The following is a 15,861-nucleotide window of genomic DNA, read 5'->3' as shown; positions in this document are numbered from 1 at the left end:
GCCGACCTGTTCGAACGTGTGTTCGAACACGTCGAGTAGACCCGACCGCGCCGGTCCCGTCAAGCCGGACGCGCCACCGCGTCCTCCCCGGGAGGAGCCCCTCCCGACCGCGTGCCGGACGGTACGGCGGGGGTCCGACAGCGGTGGCAGGATCAGCGCATGAGCCGACCCGCCCACCCCCGGGTGGCCGCGATCGCCGACCTGCTCGCCGGGGCCGGCGCCACCGGGCGGGTCCACGAGCTCGCCGACGGCGCGCACACCGCCGCCGCGGCCGCCGCACAGCTCGGCGTCCCGGTCGGGGCCATCGCCAACAGCCTGGTGTTCGACGTCGGCGGGCAGCCGCTGCTCGTGCTGACCAGCGGCGCGCACCGGGTCGACGTCGCGAAGGTGGCCGCCCTGCTCGGCGTGCCCCGCGTGGAGCGCGCCTCGGCCGCCTTCGTCCGCGAGCACACCGGCCAGCCGATCGGCGGGGTCGCCCCCATCGGCCACCCCGGGCCGATCGGCACGCTCGTCGACGTCGAGCTGGCCCGGTACGACCGCGTCTGGGCCGCCGCCGGCCACCCGTCGGCCGTCTTCCCCACCAGCTACGACGAGCTGCTGCGACTGACCGCCGGCACCCCCGCCGAGGTCGGGAGCGGCCCGACCGCCGACGGTCCGGCCGCCGCTCCCCACCCCGCCGCGGTGGGCCCGTGAACGAGGAGAACCCCGTGACCGGCACGACGCCCGCGACGCGGGTGACCGAACTGCCCGCAGGCTGGCTGCGCGAGCACATGCACGAGGCGCTGGCCATCTACGGCGAGGCGATGGGCTACGACGCCTCGGTGGTCGCCGGCCGCTACGGCTACGCCGTCCAGCACACCGAGCGCCCCGGCTTCCGCGCGGTCGGCGCCTTCGCCGCCACCCCGGACGGCGAGCAGCTGGTCGGCTTCGGCTACGGCTACCTCGTCGCCCCCGGCCAGTGGTGGCACGACCAGGTGCGCGCGGCGCTGGACCGGCGGACCGCCAAGCGCTGGCTGCCCGGCGCGTTCGAGGTGTGCGAGCTGCACGTGCACCCCCAGGCGCAGAGCCGCGGGCTGGGCCGGCGCCTGCTGCACGCGCTGGTGGAGGGCGTGGACGCGCCGGCCGCGCTGCTGTCCACCCCCGACGCCGACACCAAGGCGTTCCGGCTGTACCACGCCGACGGCTTCGTCGACCTCGCCCGCGGCCACCACTTCCCCGGGGACGCCCGGCCCTTCGCCATCCTCGGCGCCCGGCTGCCGCTGCGGCCGGTCCCCGGCACCTGAGCGTGCGGGAGCCGGACCGGGCCGTCGACGCCGTCGTCGTCGGCGCCGGCCACAACGGGCTGGTCGCCGCCTGCTACCTGGCGCGCGCCGGGCTGGCCGTCGAGGTGGTCGAGCGCGACGACGTCCTCGGCGGCGCGGTGTCCACCGTGGAGCGCTGGCCCGGGGTCCGGGTCGACCGCGGCTCCAGCGCGCACGTGATCGTCCGGCACAGCGGGGTCGTCGAGGAGCTCGACCTGGCCGCCCACGGCCTGCGCTACGTGGACTGCGACCCGTGGGGCTTCGCGCCCGCCCCGGCGCCCGGCGACCCCGGCCCGGACGGCCGCCCGCTGGTGTTCTCCGTCGACCTCGACGCCACCTGCGCCTCGATCGCCGCCGCCTGCGGGCCCGACGACGCCGACGCCTACCGCCGGTTCGTCGGCGTCTGGGGCCCGCGCAGCCGGGCCGTCGTCGACTCCTTCGGCCGCCGGCCCACCCCGCTGGGCCTGGCCCGCGCGTTCTGGCCGCTGGGCGCGCCGACCGGCGGCGCCCCGCGCACCCCCGGCGGCGACCTCGCCGCCGACTTCCTCGGCTCCGGTGACGCGCTGCTGGACCGCTGGTTCACCAGCGAGCGGCTCAAGGCGGCGCTGGCCTGGTTCGGCGCGCAGTCCGGCCCGCCGACGAGCGAGCCCGGCACCGCGGCGATGGTCGCCTGGGTGGCACTGCTGCACGACACCCCGCCGGGCCACCCGGTGGGCGGCTCCGGCGGGCTCACCCAGGCGCTCCGGCGCCGGCTGGAGGCCGACGGCGGCCGGGTCGTCCTCGGCGACGGCGCCGCGCGGCTGCTGACCGACGGCGGCCGCGTCACCGGCGTCGAGACGGAGTCGGGACGGCGGGTGTCCGCGCCGGTCGTCGTCGCCGCCTGCCACGTCCTGGCCACCCGCGACCTCGCCGGCGAGGCCGCCCCGCCCGCCCTCGCGGACGCCGCCCCACCGGTGGGCAACGGCTTCGGCCTCGTGCTGCGCTGCCTCACCGACGCGCTGCCGGCCTACCCCGGCGTGGACCCGGCCGTGTCGGCGCAGGGCCTGCAGCTGCTGTGCACCGACCGCGCGCAGCTGGCCGCCGCGCACGGCGACTGGCTGGGCGGCCGGCTGCCGCGCGAGCCGGTGCCGCTGGCGATGTCCTTCTCCGCCGGCGACGACACCCTCGCCCCGCCCGGGCGGCACGTGGTCACCGTGTGGGGCCAGTGGTACCCCTACGCCCTCGCCGACGGCGGCGACTGGGACGCCCTCGCCGACGCCGAGGCGCAGCGGCTGGTGGCCGCCGTCGACCGGTACGCCCCCGGCTTCGCCGCCTCGGTGCAGGACGTGTACGTCCAGACGCCGGTGCTGCTGGAACGCGAGCTGTCGCTGCCGCGTGGCAACGTCATGCACGTGGAGATGGGCCTGGCCAGCATGTTCTCGCTGCGCCCGACGCCGGCGCTGGCCGGCTACCGGGTGCCCGGCCTGGCCGGGCTGTACCTGGCCGGCGCCTCCACCCACCCCGGCGGCGGGGTCTCGGGCAACTCCGGCCGGACGGCGGCGCGGGTGGTGCTCGCCGACCGGCGGCCGCTCGCCCGCGCCCGTGCGGCGGCGGGGCGGCTCGCGCGGGCGGCCCGGTGAGCGCAGCAGCGGGTCCCGGTGTGGCGGCTCTCCGGCGGGCACCCGCGCCCGCCCGCCTGCCGCTGGCCCTCGCCGTGCTGCTGGTGCTGGCCGCGGTCGCCTACCCGCTCACCGACGGCGCGGCCCGCGACACGGTGTCCTGGACGATCGTGCTGCTCGGCTCGGCGGTGTCGGTGACCTCGGCCGCCGCCGCGCACGGCGCGCGCACCGGCGCCGCGGTGCTCGGGCTGGTGGCGGTCACCGCGGTCGCGTTCGAGTCGGTCGGGCTGGCCACCGGCGTCCCCTACGGCACCTACTCCTACAGCGACGCCCTCGGCCCGACGCTGCTCGGCGTGCCGTTCCTCGTGCCGCTGGCCTGGCTGATGATGGCCTGGCCGAGCCGGGTCCTCGCCGGGCTGCTCACCCGCCGGGTGCGGCCGGGCCGCCGGCGGGTCGCGCGGCTCGCCGTCGCCGCGGCGGTGTTCGCCGGCTGGGACGTCGTCCTCGACCCGCAGCTGGTGCAGGCCGGCTACTGGACCTGGGCGCACCCCACCCCGGGGCTGCCCGGCATCGACACCGTGCCGCTGACCAACCTCGCCGGCTGGCTGCTCGCCGGGCTGGTGCTCATGACGCTGCTCGAGCTCGCCGTCCCCCCGACCGTCCGCGTCGACGCCGCGCCGCTGCTGGTGATCGCCTGGATGGTGGCCGGCGGGGCGCTCGCGCACGCCGTCTGGCTGGACCTGCCCGGCTCCGCGGCGTGGGGCGCGGCGCTGACCGCCGTCGTCGCCGCCGTCCTCGTGGTGCAGGCCCGCCGCCGGTGAGCGGCGCGGTCGTCCGGGTCCTGTCCGGCCTGGCGGTCGCCGGCGCCGCGCACGCCGCGGTCAACGCCGTCCTGCTGCGCCGCCCGCCGACCGACCCGCCGGAGGCGACCCGGCCGGTCACCGTCGTCGTCCCGGTCCGGGACGAGGAGGCGCAGGTCGGCGACTGCCTGGCCGCGGTGCTGGCCTCGGCCGGCGTCCCGGACCTGCGGGTGGTCGTCGTCGACGACGGCTCCACCGACGGCACCGCGGCCGTGGTCCGCGGCACCGGTGACCCGCGGGTGCGGCTGGTGTCCGCCGGGGACCCGCCGGAGGGCTGGCTGGGCAAGCCGCACGCCTGCTGGGTCGGCGCGCGGACGGGGACCGACGACGGCGTGCTGGTCTTCCTCGACGCCGACGTCCGGGTGGCGCCCGGCGCGCTGGCCGCCGCCGCGTGGCTGCTCGAGGCGCACGGCCTGGACCTGGTCTCCCCGTGGCCGCGGCCGGTGGCCGGCACGCTCGCCGAGCGGCTGGTGCAGCCGCTGTCGCCGTGGTTGTGGATGACGACGCTGCCGCTGCGGGTGGCCGAGCGCTCGCCGCGGCCGTCGCTGACCGCGGCCAACGGCCAGTTCCTCGCGCTGACCCGGCGCGGCTACCTGCGCGCCCGCGGGCACGCGGCGGTGCGCGCGGAGGTGGTGGAGGACGTCGCGCTGGCGCGGGCGGTCAAGCGGTCCGGCGGGCGGGCGGTGCCGGCGGCGGGCGCGACGCTGGCCGAGTGCCGGATGTACGACGGCTGGGCGGCGATGCGCGCGGGCTACGGCAAGTCGCTGTGGGCGTCGGTCGGCGGGTCGCCGGCGGCGTCGGTGGCCGCGGCGGCCGTGCTCACCGCCGTCGGCGTCGTCCCGCCGCTGGCGGCGCTGCGCGGGTCGCGGGCGGGCCTGGCCGGCTGGCTGGCCGGGGTGGCCGGGCGGGCGGTGAGCGCGGCGGCGACCGGCGGGCGGGTGTGGCCCGACGCCCTGGCGCACCCGCTGTCGCTGCTGGCCCTGGACGTGCTGCTGGCCGGGTCGGTGGCCGGGCACCGGCGGGGCACGCTCACCTGGCGCGGACGCGCGCTGCCCTGACCCGGGCCAGGATGGGGCGTGACCTCGCCCTCGAGCAGCCCGGCCCGCACCGCCTTCGACCCCGGGGACATGCGCCCCACGGACTTCTACCGGGTGATGAACTCGGTGGTGGTCCCGCGGCCGATCGCGTGGGTGTGCAGCCGCTCGGCCGAGGGGGTGCACAACCTGGCACCCCACTCCTTCTACACGGTGGCGTGCGTGCGGCCGCCGGTCGTGCAGTTCACCTCGGTGGGCCGCAAGGACTCGCTGAACAACGTCGAGGCCACCGGCGACTTCACGGTCAACCTGGTCCCCGAGGAGCTGTTCGAGCAGGCCAACGCCACCGGCACCGACTTCCCGCCCGACCAGAGCGAGGCCGAGGCCGCCGGCGTCCGGCTGGAGCCGAGCGAGCGGGTGGGCGCGCTGCGGGTGGCGCAGTCGCCGGTGAGCATCGAGTGCACGCTGCACTCGACGGTGCGCCTCGGCGACAGCACCGTCGTCTTCGGCCGGGTCGAGTGGATCAGCGTGTGGGCCGACGCCGTCCGCGACGGCCGCCCGCGGATCGAGGCGCTGCGGCCGCTGGCCCGGCTCGGCGGCAACGAGTGGTGCACGGTCGGCGAGGTGCGCGCGATCCCGCGCATCCCCTACACCCGGTGGGCCGAGGACCCCTCGATCGGCGAGCAGGTCCGCGGCAGGTGACCGCCCGCTCCCGGGCGAGGAGGTCAGGCCGGCAGGTGCTCGGCGACCTCGGCCGCGGCGTCGTCGCCGAAGGCCGCGGCGAACCGCCGGAGGAACGGCTCGCGGCGCAGCTCGTACTCCTGGGTGCCGACGACCTCGACGGCCTCGGTGGCCACCGCCGAGCCCAGCTGGGTGGCCCGCTCCAGGCTCAGTCCCCAGGTGCGGCCGGCGATGAACCCGGCGCGCAGCGCGTCGCCGCCGCCGGTGGGCTCGACCGGCTTGGTCTCGGGGACGGCGATGACCTCGATCGGGGCGGCGTCCTGCTGCCGGACGAGCACGCCCTTGGCGGCGCGGGTGGTGACCCAGGTGCCGACCCGGGCGAGGACCTCGCCGGCGTCCCAGCCGGTCTTCTGGGTGAGCAGCGCCGACTCGTACTCGTTGGTGAACAGCAGGTCCGCGCCGTCGACCAGCTCGCGGATCATCTCGCCGTCGGCCCACGCCAGCTGCTGGCTGGGGTCGGCGGCGAAGGGGTAGCCGCGGTCCCGGCACTCCTGGGTGTGCCGCACCATCGCCTTCGGGTCGTTGGGGCCGATGACGACGAGGTCGGGGTGGCCGACGCGGTCGCAGACCGGCCCGAGCTCGATCTCGCCGGCCTCGCTCATCGCACCCGAGTAGAAGGACGCGATCTGGTTGTTGACAGCGTCGGTGGTGCACACGAACCGGGCGGTGTGCTTGAGCTCGGACCAGCGCACGGCGTGGGTGTCGACGCCGTGGCGGGTGAGCCAGGCGTCGTAGTCGGCGAAGTCGCTGCCCACCGAGCCGACCAGCACCGGCGAGAGGCCGAGCAGGCCCAGGCCGTAGGCCATGTTGGCGCCGGCGCCGCCGCGGTGCTGGATGAGGTCGTCGACGAGGAAGGACAGGGAGACGTTCTCCATCTGCCCCTCGACGAACTGCTCGGTGAACCGGCCGGGGAAGGTCATCAGGTGGTCGGTGGCGATGGAGCCGGTGACGACGACGGGCACGGGGGGCTCCTCGGGACGAGCGGCGGACGGCGGACGGCGGACGGCGGACGGCGAGCACGGCAACCCTAGAAGGCGGTCCCGGTCACACGCGCCCCGGCGTGCGCCGGGACGGAACGGGTAGGGCCGTCCCATGAGCGACCGGCACACCCTCGCGACCATGGAGAAGCTCGACCTCGGCCACGGCAAGGGCAGCCTCGGCGACCACGTCGCCGTCTGCGCCTGCGGCTGGCGCAGCGACCCCGAGCCGGACAAGCAGGCGGCGCTGGACCGCCTCACCGAGCACGCCGAGGCGAACGACTAGTCCCCCAGCGCCCGGCGCAGCGAGATCCCGAGCTGCGCCGTGCCGACCAGCCCGAGCACGGCCCCGACGGCGGCCCCGGCGGTGACCACGACCGCGGGGCCGTCGTCGACGCCGGCGAGCGCGTCCAGGCCGGTGGCCGCGACGATCCCGGCCCCGCCGACGGTGAACCCGGCCATCGCCACCCGGGTGGGCCGCTCCCACACCGAGATCGCCCCCGTCTCGGCCACCCCGGCCTGCCCGGCCCGGGCGCGCAGGTAGTCCGGCAGCCAGCACAGCGCCCCGAAGACGGCGGCCAGCCAGCCCGGCGCCCCGGCCGCCCACAGCGCGAGCGCGTACGCGGCCTCGGTGAGCCGGTCGACGGCGGAGTCGAGGACGTAGCCGCGCCGCGACGCCCGCCCGCCCGCCAGCGCGAGCGCGCCGTCGAGGGAGTCAAGCAGGCCCGACAGGCCGATCAGCAGACCACCGGCCACGAGCCACGCGCCGCCGGCCAGCGCCGGGCCGACGGCGGCCAGTGCGACGAGCAGGCCGAGCGCGGTGGCGGCCAGCGGCGGCAGCCAGGACAGCGCGCGGGCCAGCGCGTAGGCCAGCGACAGCCAGCCGTGCACCAGCCGGCTCGCGGCCGGGTCGGTGCCACCGTGCCACCGCGACCACTCGGCGAGGTACTCGTCGCGGCTCAGCACGGGCACCCTCTCACCGGCGCAGTCTCTCCCAGTGCGGGCCGACGCCGGCGGGACCGGGGACAGTGGACGGGTGCTCGCCGGCCTGTCCCCCGCCCGCCGCCGCCTGGTCCTCGCCGTGCTGGCCCTCCTCCTCGTCGCCGCCGTGGCCGCGACCGTCCTGCTCCTCACCCGGGCGGACGGGCCGGGCCCGGCCGCGCCGGTGTCGCAGGAGGAGCCCGGCCCGGTGCTGCTGGTCCCCGGCTACGGCGGCGCCACGGGCTCGCTCACGTCGCTGGCGGACCGGCTGACCGCCGCGGGCCGCGACGCCACGGTGGTCGCGCTGCCCGGCAACGGCACCGGCGACCTCACCGCCGCGGCCGGCGCGCTGGACGACGCCGCCGACGCCGCGCTCGAGCGCACGGACGCCGGGAGCGTCGACGTCGTCGGCTACTCCGCCGGCGGCGTCGTCGCCCGGCTCTGGGCCGCCGGCGACGGCGCGGAGGTGGCCCGCCGGGTGGTGACCCTCGGCTCGCCGCACCACGGGACCACGCTGGCCGACCTCGCCGCCGGCGTCGCGCCCGGCCAGTGCCCCGAGGCGTGCCGGCAGCTGGCCACCGACAGCGAGCTGCTCGCCGGCCTCAACGCCGACGACGAGACGCCCACCGGACCGACGTGGGTGTCGGTGTGGACGACGCAGGACGCGACGGTGACCCCGCCGGACTCCGCCCGCCTCGACGGCGCGCTGAACCTGACCGTGCAGTCGGTGTGCGCGCAGGCGGAGGTCGGCCACGGTGACCTGCCGCGCGACCCGCTGGTGCAGGCCATCGTGCTGGCCGAGCTGGCACCGGGCGACCCCGTGCCGCTGGGCCCCGCCGACTGCGCCCGCCTCGGCGGCTAGCTGGTCACGTCCTTGGTGGTGAAGTTCGCCCACGCCGCGGTCAGCAGCACGCCGACGTACACGCCCTGCAGCGCCAGCCCGCGGACGACGTCGCGCCACAGGACCGGGTCGCGGAACAGGTCGACGAACGCCAGCCAGTAGCGCGTGGGCAGGTACGGCGCGATCGGCGAGGCGGCGTCGAGGGTGAACAGCAGCGACGAGGTCACCAGCACCGCCAGCGCGCCGAGCGCGGCGGCCAGCGGCGAGTCGGTGAGCGTGGAGAAGAACAGCCCGAAGGCCGCGACGCCGAGCATCGAGACCGCGACGTAGCCGATCGCCATCAGCGTCCGGCCGGCCAGCTCCTCCGGCGTCAGCGAGGTCCCCGACACCGACGTCCCGGCCGCGACCGGCTGCGCGTCGAACAGCAGCGTGCCCACCAGGTAGCCGACGGCGGCGACCACCACGACGGTCACGACGACGAACGCCAGCACCGCGACCAGCTTGGCCACCAGCAGCCGGGTGCGGCCGGCCGGGCGGGCGAGCAGGTAGCGCAGCGTCCCGGCCTGCGCCTCCCCGGCGACGGCGTCGCCGCTGACCACCGCGACCGCGATCGGCAGGAACAGCGGCAGCACGATCGCCAGCGCGGCCAGGGGGAACAGCTGCCCGTTGGTGAGGACGGCGGACAGGAACGGCGGGCCCTCGCCCGGCCGCGGCGCGAGGTCGGTGACCTGCAGCAGCACCGCCACCAGCACCGGCAGCGCGTTGAGGACGGCGATCGTCGTCCAGGTGCGCGGCCGGCCGAAGGTCTTGCGCAGCTCGACGCCGATCACGCCCGCTCCCTGCCGATCACGCCCGCTCCACCCGGTCGGCGCTGGTGCCCGCGGCGGCGAGCACGACCTCCTCGAGCGTGGGCCGCTGCAGCGCGAGCCCCGCCACCGGGACGCCGGCGCCGACGAGCAGCGCGTTGACCTCCGCCGGGTCCGCGCCGCGCACGACGACCCGGCCGCCGTCGGTGCCGAGCACGCGCCCGTCGAGCACCGCGCGCACCCGCTCGGGCGCCGGCGTGTCGACGACGGTGGCGCCGGTGGGCGCGGTCAGGTGGGCGATCTCGTCCTGCAGCACCAGCCGCCCGCGGTCGAGGACGCCGACCCGGCTGCACAGCTGCTCGACCTCGGCCAGCAGGTGGCTGGAGAGGAACACCGTCGTCCCGCCGCGGTGCAGCTCGAGCAGCAGCTCGCGGATCTCGTGGATGCCCTGCGGGTCCAGGCCGTTGGTCGGCTCGTCGAGGACCAGCAGCTCCGGCCGGCGCAGCAGCGCGCCGGCCAGGCCCAGGCGCTGGCGCATGCCGAGGGAGTAGGCGCCGACCTTCCGCCGGCCCGCCCCGCCCAGGCCGACCTGGTCGAGCACCTCGGCGATCCGCCGCCGCCGCGTGCGGCGGGAGCCACCCGGGCCGGCGGCGTCGAGCAGCGCCAGGTTGGCCGCGCCCGACAGGTGCCGGTGGTGCGCCGGGCCCTCGATCAGCGCGCCCACGCGGGGCAGCACCCGGCGCCCGGCCCGCGGCATCCGCTCGCCCAGCAGCTCGACCTCGCCGCGGGTGGGCAGCACCAGCCCCAGCAGCATGCGCACCGTCGTCGTCTTGCCCGAGCCGTTGGCGCCGAGGAAGCCGTAGACGTCGCCGGCGCGGACGTCGAGGTCGATGCCGTCGACCGCGCGCACCCGGCCGTACTGCTTGACCAGCCCCCGGGTGACGACCACCGACGTCACGACAGCACCCTCACGACGGCACCCCGGGGAGCCCGGCCGCGGCGTCGGCGAGCGCGTCGAGGGTGACGGTCCCGGTCAGCAGGTAGGTGCCGGAGCCGGGGGTGTCGAGCAGCATCAGGCCGAGCGGGCCGACGGCGACCCGGGTGCCGCGCTCGTCGCGCACGGCGTCGGGGGCGGCGGCCAGCGCGGAGCGGACGGCCGCCGCCAGCCGGCCGGGGACCGGCGCCACGGCCAGCAGCGTCACGCCGCTGCCGTACACGCCGATCACCTCCGGCGCCCCGCCCAGCTCCCGCCGCGGCAGGCCGGCCAGCTCGCGCGGCAGCGGGACGAGCCGCAGCCGGCGGTCGGCCTCGCGCAGCAGGCCCTCGGCGTCCTGGCCGGCCCGGGCGCGGACGTCGGCCGGCGGGACGAACGCGACGACGCCGGCCGGCGGCACGGTCAGGTCGAGGTCGAGGAAGCGGGTGTCGAGCGCGGGGACCGACGCGCCGCCGGCGACGACCTCCACGGCCAGCGGCAGGCCGGTCCCCGCGTCGGCCCACACGTCGACGCGCGCCACCGAGGCGGCCGGCGCCGCGGGCACCAGCCGCAGGCCGAGCGCGTCGCGGCCGGCGACGCGCCGGGCGCCGATCCGGGACAGCTCGTCGTCGGCGGCCTCCGACAGCAGCCGCCGGCCCAGGGTCGCCGGCACCAGGTCCGGCGGGGCGGGCAGGGTGAGCGGGGCCGGGGCGGTGCGGATGGCGGTCGCGGACTCGTACTCCCACGTCCACGTGCCGCCCACGTCGACGTGCACGCCGGTCTCCCCCGTCGCCGACACGACGTCGACGCGGTGCTCCTCGGGGCCGCGCCACCAGACGCGCATCGCGGTGCGGTCGCTGAGCAGGTCGGCGACGGCGGGCAGCTGGTCGCCCACGGGCAGCGCGAGCCCGCCTGCCGAGACGGCGTAGCCGGAGAAGCCGACGGCGTCGCTGGCGAGGACGGCTTCCCGCAGGTCGGCGGCGGGGACGTCGGCGTCGTCGGCCGGCAGTGCGCCCACGAGCGCGGGCAGTGACGCGAGGACGGCGACCAGCCCGACCACGACCGTCCAGCGGCGGGCCCGCCCGTACCCGCGTGCGGCCATGACGGCCACGGTACGAGCGCCGCGCCACGGGTAGCCCATGGGCATGGCACCCCCGTTGAGCGACGCCGTCGTCGTCGACGTCCTGCGCCGGCTGGACCGGCTCACCGCCCCTCTCGTGCGGCGGCTGGCCCGCCCACCGGAGCTCCCGACCACCCAGCGCGACGCCTGGTGGGCCGAGCAGGCCGCCCAGGTGGGCGCGGTCGCGAGCAGCCTGCCGCGGGTGGCCGGCCGGCTGGCCGACCTCCTGCCGCTGCAGAACACCGTCGGGACGGCGGTCCAGTCGCTCGTGGTGCTCGGCGTGGCCAACGAGCACGGCGTCACCGACCCCGCGGAGCGGGTCTCCCTGCTGTCGGAGGTCCTGCTCGACCGCGACCTCCCGCCCGGCCGGGTCCGCCCGCTGCTGGAACGGGTGCGCGGCGCCTACACCGAGACCGCGATCGGCGCGAAGGAGGAGCGGGCCGGCCTGCGGGGCGTCGTGCGCACCATCTGGCGGGCCTCCCGGCTGCTCGGCCGCATCGACGAGGCGCTCGACGCCCGGCCCAAGGGGCGCATCGGCGCGCGGGCACTGGCCCAGCTGCCGGTGGTCGGCGTCCTCGGCGGGTACGCCGCCGAGCGGGAGGCGCTGCGCCGCGCCGCCCGGATGACCGCCGAGCTGCTGGAGCCCGGCCGCCGCGTCAGCGTGCGGTGATCTTCTTCGGTCGCATGCCCCCCTGAGCTGCGGGAACTGTCGTACCCCGGCCGTAGCGTGCGGGGTGTGGAGGAGGTCGCGGAGTACCGGTCACCGGTCGAGCAGGCGTTGCTCGACGCGGTGATCGAGCTGCCCGCACCCTTTCGCCGGCTGCCGGTGGCGCTGCTGTCGCGGGAGCAGAAGGCCGCCGAGCTGCAGCGGGTGGCCGCGCTCAAGGCGATGACCGCCGCCTACGAGGCGGAGCTGGTCCTCGGCCTGGCCGACGACACCCCGGCCGATCCCGATCCCGCGCCGGGCACCCCGGGCGCCCGCCGGGGATCGTGGGCGCCGGATGCCGAGCTGCCCGGGGTGTCGGAGTTCTTCACCGCCGAGCTGGCACTCGTGCTCAACATCGGCCGGGGCACCGCCTCCCACCTCGCCCACCGGGCGTGGACGTACCGCTCGCACCTGCCCGGCACCTGGGCGGCGCTGGCCGCCGGCGCGCTGGACGAGGCCCGTGCCAGGGCGCTGGTCGACGTGCTGGAGCACACGAGCGCGGCGACCGCCCGGACGCTCGAGGCCCGGCTGCTGCCGGAGGCCATGTCCCTGACGGTGCGCACGCTCAAGGACCGCGCGCTGGCGCTGCTGCTCGCAGCCGACGCCGAGGCCATCGACGGCCGCCGGCAGCAGGCCGAGCGGCACGCCGACGTGCGGCTGTACGACTGCCCCTTCGACGGCATGGCCACCCTCGCCGCCGACCTCCCGGCAGATGTCGCCGCCGCCAGTCATGCGCTGGTGGATGAGCTGGCGCGGATGCTGAAGGCCGACGGGGACCAGCGGCCGATCGGGCAGCTGCGCACCCTGGTGTTCGCCGACCTGCTGCAGCGCCCCTGGGAGACCGGCCGCCCGCCGGTGAGCGCCCACCTGCAGGTCATCGCCACCCTCGCCGCGCTGACCGGCCGCAGCAGCGAGGCCGGGGCGGTGAACGGCCTGCCGATCACCGCCGCCCACCTACGGGAACTCCTGCAGCAACTGGAGGCGCTCGGCGTCCGGGCACCGGAGGGCGGCTCGGTGACGCTGGCGCTGGTCGACGACGACGGCACGCTGCGGGCGACGAGCACGCTGAACCGGTTACGCCGGCTCGCCCGCACCGGCTGCGCCGACCACCCGGCCGACGCTGGAGTCGAGCAATCGGCCGAAGCCAGCGGCGACTGCGACTGTGCGGTGCTCGACCGCCCGGCCGCGACCGACGCCTACGCACCCTCCGCGCCGCTGCAGCGGTTCGTGCACACCCGCGACCGCACCTGCCGCTTCCCCACCTGCGGCCAGCGCGTCGGCTGGGCCGACACCGACCACGTCGTCCCCCACGCCGCCGGCGGCGCCACCGACTGCGCCAACCTGTGCTGCCTGTGCCGCAGCCACCACCGCCTCAAGACCTTCGCCCGCGGCTGGCGCTTCCACATGAGCGCCGACGGGACCCTCATCGTCACCACGCCGTCCGGGATCACCCGCACCACCCGGCCACCGGGGGTGCGACCACCACCGGATGAACCCGATCCACCGCCCGAGGACGCCGGGATGCCGCCGGCCGACCCGGGTGACGACCCGCCAACCTTCTGAGTCAGGGGATCAGTCCGGCGTCGGCTCACCACCGGACGGGGTGAGCCGACGCCCGGAACGGTCGTGCCGGACGTGCGGGACGGGGAGCCGCTGCCCGCAGGAGGCGGAGCAACCGCGCCGGTCAGGGGGTGGCGGCCAGCGTCGAGGGCACCGAGGTCCCGGTACCGGCGTCGGTGAGGTTGGTGAAGACCTCCCGCGTCGCCGTCGACCGGTTCATGGTGATGAAGTGGATGCCCGGCACGCCCTCGTCCAGCAGCCGCCGGCACATCGCCGTCGCCACCTCGACGCCGTAGGCGCGCACCGCCGCCTTCTCCTCGGGTGAGTCGCCGTCGAGCTCGGCGAACCGCGCGGCCAGCCCCTCGGGGAACGCCTGGCCCGACAGCTGGACGATGCGCGCGATCTGCCGCGCGTTGGTGACCGGCATGACCCCGGCGATCACCGGCACGTCGCAGCCGTGGGCGGCGACCCGGTCGCGCAGCCGCAGGTAGTCCTCGACGCGGAAGAACATCTGCGTGATCGCGAAGTCCGCCCCGGCGCGGCACTTGCGCACGAACATCTCGACGTCGGTCTCGAAGTCCGGCGAGCGCGGGTGCCGCTCGGGGAAGGCCGCGACGCCGACGGAGAAGTCGCCCATCGAGCGGATCAGCTCCACCAGCTCCGAGGCGTACTCCAGGCCCTCGGGGTGCCGGACCCACTCGGCCTGCGGATCGGTGCCCGGCGGGTCGCCGCGCAGCGCCAGCAGGTTGCGCACGCCCGCGGCGGCCAGCCGGCTGACCACGTGCCGCAGCTCGGCAACCGAGTGGTCGACCGCGGTCAGGTGCGCCAGCGGGGTCATCGTCGTCTCGGCGGCGATCCGCTCGGTGACGGCGACGGTGCCCTCGCGGGTCGAGCCGCCGGCGCCGTAGGTGACCGACACGAACGACGGCTGCAGCCGCTCGAGCTGCCGCAGCGCCGTCCACAGCTGGACCTCGGCCTCGGGCGTCTTCGGTGGGAAGAACTCGAACGACCACGTGGGCCGCGACGAGGCGAGCAGCTCGCGGACGCTTCGGGTCACGGGTGCCGAGGGTACGGGGAGCCGCAGCCACTGCATCCGTCCACACGCTCCCGGCAGAAGACCCGGGGAAGACGACGACACCGCGACGGCAGTGCGGCGAGGAGGTCCCGTGAGCGCCCACCACCGGCCCCTGGACAGGACGCGCGCGACTCGATGGGGCGATACTGGCCGCGTGATCACCGGGGCGGCAGAGGCAGAGTCCGTGGTCCGGCCCCTGGCGCCGCCCCTGGAGGCCGCCGACCTGGACCGGATCCGCGGCGCCGTCTCCGCCGCGCTGACCGGGTTCCTCGAGGAGCAGCGGACCACGCTCGCGGGGATGGCGCCGGCGCTCACCCCCGTCGTCGACGAGGTCTGCGCGCTCGCCGACGGCGGCAAGCGGCTGCGCCCGCTGTTCGCCTACTGGGGCTGGCGCGGGGTCACCGAGGACGTCCGCGGCCCGGCCGAGGACGAGGCCGCGGTGCTGCGCGCGGTCGCCGCGCTGGAGTTCGTCCACGCCAGCGCCCTGGTCCACGACGACGTCATGGACGGCGCGCTCACCCGCCGCGGCCGTCCCGCCACGCACGTCGGCTTCGCCGCCCGGCACGGCGACGGCGGCCTGTCCGGCGACGGCGAGGCCTTCGGCGTCGGCGCGGCCATCCTCGTCGGCGACCTCGCACTGGTCTGGTCCGACGAGCTGCTGCGCCGCTCGGGCATCAGCGCCCCGGCGCTGGCCCGGGCCCGCTCGGTCTGGGACACCATGCGCACCGAGGTCACCGCCGGCCAGTACCTCGACCTGCTGCGCGCCGCCGGCGGCCTGCCCGGCGCCCAGGGCGCGCTCACCGTCGCCCGCTACAAGAGCGCCGGCTACACCGTCCAGCGACCGCTGCAGCTCGGCGCCGCCATCGCCGGCGCCGGACCCCGCGCCGCCGACGTCTACACCGCCGTCGGCCTGCCGCTGGGCGAGGCGTTCCAGCTGCGCGACGACGTCCTCGGCGTGTTCGGCGACCCCGCCGTCACCGGCAAGTCCGCCGACGACGACCTGCGCGAGGGCAAGCAGACGCTGCTGGTCGCCCTCGCCGAGGAGGCCGCCGACGACGCCGGCCGCCGCCTGCTGCGCAGCTGCCTGGGCAACCCGGACTGCGGCGCCGAGCAGCTGGACGCGCTGCGCCGGCTGATGGAGGACACCGGCGCCCGCGCCCGGGTCGAGGAGCGGATCGCCGAGCGCACCGCCACCGCCCGCCGCGCGATCGCCGACGCCCCGATCGCCGACGAGGCCCGCGCCGCACTCGACGCGCTCGCGGTCGCGGCGACCTCGCGGACCGCCTGA

17 protein-coding genes are annotated in these 15,861 nt (G+C 77.3%); 11 read left to right on the top strand and 6 right to left on the bottom strand.

The annotated features are described in order from the left end of the window. Positions 1-159: 159 nt before the first annotated feature. Genes ACI79Z_RS16015 through ACI79Z_RS15990 form a run of 6 tightly spaced genes read left to right on the top strand, consistent with a single transcriptional unit; the run spans position 160 to position 5,495 of the window. Complete coding sequence (locus ACI79Z_RS16015; RefSeq protein WP_456903197.1) at positions 160-693, top strand: YbaK/EbsC family protein; 534 nt, start codon at positions 160-162, stop codon at positions 691-693. Between the two features lie 14 nt (positions 694-707). Continuing rightward, positions 708-1,283, top strand: coding sequence for a GNAT family N-acetyltransferase (locus ACI79Z_RS16010; protein ID WP_456903196.1), 576 nt, complete (start codon positions 708-710; stop codon positions 1,281-1,283). 2 nt (positions 1,284-1,285) lie between these two features. Further along, a complete protein-coding gene (locus tag ACI79Z_RS16005) occupies positions 1,286-2,920 on the top strand; it encodes a phytoene desaturase family protein (RefSeq protein WP_456903195.1) in 1,635 nt (544 codons plus the stop codon). Between the two features lie 20 nt (positions 2,921-2,940). Further along, the gene (locus ACI79Z_RS16000; protein WP_456903194.1) at positions 2,941-3,720 is read left to right on the top strand and encodes a carotenoid biosynthesis protein; all 780 of its coding nucleotides are present in this window, start codon (positions 2,941-2,943) and stop codon (positions 3,718-3,720) included. Continuing rightward, positions 3,717-4,817 carry a glycosyltransferase gene (locus ACI79Z_RS15995; protein ID WP_456903193.1) on the top strand — a complete coding sequence of 367 codons (1,101 nt, stop codon included), beginning with the start codon at positions 3,717-3,719 and terminating at the stop codon, positions 4,815-4,817. The genes ACI79Z_RS16000 and ACI79Z_RS15995 overlap by 4 nt, the downstream gene beginning before the upstream one ends. Before the next feature lie 18 nt (positions 4,818-4,835). Beyond that, complete coding sequence (locus ACI79Z_RS15990) at positions 4,836-5,495, top strand: flavin reductase family protein (RefSeq protein WP_387994070.1); 660 nt, start codon at positions 4,836-4,838, stop codon at positions 5,493-5,495. A gap of 23 nt (positions 5,496-5,518) precedes the next feature. Here ACI79Z_RS15990 and ACI79Z_RS15985 read toward each other — a convergent pair whose 3' ends face one another. Next, a complete protein-coding gene (locus tag ACI79Z_RS15985) occupies positions 5,519-6,496 on the bottom strand; it encodes a carbohydrate kinase family protein (RefSeq protein WP_387994073.1) in 978 nt (325 codons plus the stop codon). A 130-nt stretch (positions 6,497-6,626) separates the two neighbouring features. On the opposite strand from ACI79Z_RS15985, the gene ACI79Z_RS15980 reads away from it, so the two are divergent. Next, positions 6,627-6,797, top strand: coding sequence for a hypothetical protein (locus tag ACI79Z_RS15980; protein ID WP_387994076.1), 171 nt, complete (start codon positions 6,627-6,629; stop codon positions 6,795-6,797). Here ACI79Z_RS15980 and ACI79Z_RS15975 read toward each other — a convergent pair. Continuing rightward, positions 6,794-7,483, bottom strand: a complete 690-nt coding sequence (locus ACI79Z_RS15975) for a CDP-alcohol phosphatidyltransferase family protein (protein WP_387994082.1) — start codon at positions 7,481-7,483, stop codon at positions 6,794-6,796. The two genes, ACI79Z_RS15980 and ACI79Z_RS15975, sit on opposite strands and share 4 nt — an antisense overlap. A gap of 64 nt (positions 7,484-7,547) precedes the next feature. Between ACI79Z_RS15975 and ACI79Z_RS15970 the strand changes: the two genes are divergently transcribed. Beyond that, complete coding sequence (locus ACI79Z_RS15970; protein WP_456903192.1) at positions 7,548-8,354, top strand: lipase family alpha/beta hydrolase; 807 nt, start codon at positions 7,548-7,550, stop codon at positions 8,352-8,354. Here the strand turns inward: ACI79Z_RS15970 and ACI79Z_RS15965 are convergent. The 3 genes from ACI79Z_RS15965 to ACI79Z_RS15955 are packed head-to-tail and all read right to left on the bottom strand — an operon-like array spanning position 8,351 to position 11,214. After that, positions 8,351-9,163 (bottom strand): ABC transporter permease, encoded by an 813-nt coding sequence (locus ACI79Z_RS15965; RefSeq protein ID WP_387994087.1) that lies wholly within the window; start codon positions 9,161-9,163, stop codon positions 8,351-8,353. The two genes, ACI79Z_RS15970 and ACI79Z_RS15965, sit on opposite strands and share 4 nt — an antisense overlap. A 16-nt stretch (positions 9,164-9,179) precedes the next feature. Then, positions 9,180-10,097, bottom strand: coding sequence for an ABC transporter ATP-binding protein (locus tag ACI79Z_RS15960; RefSeq protein ID WP_456903191.1), 918 nt, complete (start codon positions 10,095-10,097; stop codon positions 9,180-9,182). A 10-nt stretch (positions 10,098-10,107) separates the two neighbouring features. Then, positions 10,108-11,214, bottom strand: coding sequence for a transcriptional regulator (locus ACI79Z_RS15955; RefSeq protein ID WP_456903190.1), 1,107 nt, complete (start codon positions 11,212-11,214; stop codon positions 10,108-10,110). A 43-nt stretch (positions 11,215-11,257) separates the two neighbouring features. On the opposite strand from ACI79Z_RS15955, the gene ACI79Z_RS15950 reads away from it, so the two are divergent. Then, a complete protein-coding gene (locus ACI79Z_RS15950) occupies positions 11,258-11,902 on the top strand; it encodes a hypothetical protein (RefSeq protein WP_387994096.1) in 645 nt (214 codons plus the stop codon). Positions 11,903-11,968: 66 nt separating this feature from the next. Beyond that, on the top strand, positions 11,969-13,501 hold the full coding sequence (locus ACI79Z_RS15945) for a DUF222 domain-containing protein (protein WP_456903189.1): 1,533 nt from the start codon (positions 11,969-11,971) through the stop codon (positions 13,499-13,501). Positions 13,502-13,622: 121 nt separating this feature from the next. Here the strand turns inward: ACI79Z_RS15945 and metF are convergent, their stop codons facing one another. Next, positions 13,623-14,555, bottom strand: a complete 933-nt coding sequence (gene metF / locus ACI79Z_RS15940) for a methylenetetrahydrofolate reductase [NAD(P)H] (RefSeq protein WP_387989352.1) — start codon at positions 14,553-14,555, stop codon at positions 13,623-13,625. 202 nt (positions 14,556-14,757) lie between these two features. On the opposite strand from metF, the gene ACI79Z_RS15935 reads away from it, so the two are divergent. Continuing rightward, the gene (locus ACI79Z_RS15935; RefSeq protein WP_387989349.1) at positions 14,758-15,861 is read left to right on the top strand and encodes a polyprenyl synthetase family protein; all 1,104 of its coding nucleotides are present in this window, start codon (positions 14,758-14,760) and stop codon (positions 15,859-15,861) included.

It is taken from the genome of Geodermatophilus sp. SYSU D00663 (assembly GCF_054050655.1).
The sequence above is the reverse complement of the archived record's forward strand: the minus strand, read 5'-3'. Positions and strand labels throughout refer to the sequence as shown.